Genomic DNA, 707 nt, shown 5'->3' on the forward strand with positions numbered 1-707 from the left:
CGCAGAGTATCCAGAATCAGCAGGCGTCGGCCATCAGCAACCTGTCTGAGTCCGTCGAACCACGCCGAAGACATAATGTCAGGACACCGACCGATTAGCGGTTCAATCAGTAATCCATCAGCTACCGCCTGCTGTTCTGTAAGCGTGAGATGTGCACCCAATACATGTAACCGATGATGAATTGTGGCTGTCGGATCTTCAGCTGGCAGGTAAGCCACAGCCCCTGTGAGGAATTCACCGATCTTCAGTAGATCTGGGCCTCCAGCAATCTGTGTCGCAAGCTGTAAGGCCAACATGGACTTACCCGCCCCACCAGGTGAAACAATTGCGCCTACAGTTCCCGCAACCATATTCGGTAGGACGTAATCAATAGGCGGCGGCAACTCAGTAAAAGCGGCCATGAGATCGAGGGCCATGCTATTAACCCCCAATCGTCTGGCCGGGGCGTGAAGCATGGAATCCTGAAGATTTTCGCTCTTCAATCCATTTTTCGACTTCCGATAGATCCCAAGCAACATTTCTGCTTGTCAGCGCAATACGACGCGGGAATTCTCCCCGCAGTTCCATGTTGTAAATTGTTCGCGCAGAAAGTGGGATCATGTCCAAAAGTGCTTTTCTATTAATCAGAGTCTTGAATGCCATTGTTTGCATGTGTTTGCCTCCAGCAACTAGTGAAGGCTTGATAGTGCCAAGCAATACAACTTGAG

General features: G+C 50.4%; 2 protein-coding genes. Both read right to left on the bottom strand.

All coding sequences use genetic code 11. The features are described 5' to 3' along the window. Window positions 1-416 (bottom strand): AAA family ATPase (locus tag LD28_RS0100040; RefSeq protein WP_033134994.1); only part of this gene is annotated, 416 nt, incomplete at its 3' end. A gap of 4 nt (window positions 417-420) precedes the next feature. Continuing rightward, window positions 421-707, bottom strand: a 287-nt coding sequence (locus tag LD28_RS22030) for a helix-turn-helix transcriptional regulator (RefSeq protein WP_479321484.1), incomplete at its 5' end; no start/stop codon positions are given.

The sequence above is a fragment of the Aeromonas finlandensis genome (genome assembly GCF_000764645.1).
Classification (GTDB): Bacteria; Pseudomonadota; Gammaproteobacteria; order Enterobacterales; family Aeromonadaceae; genus Aeromonas; species Aeromonas finlandensis.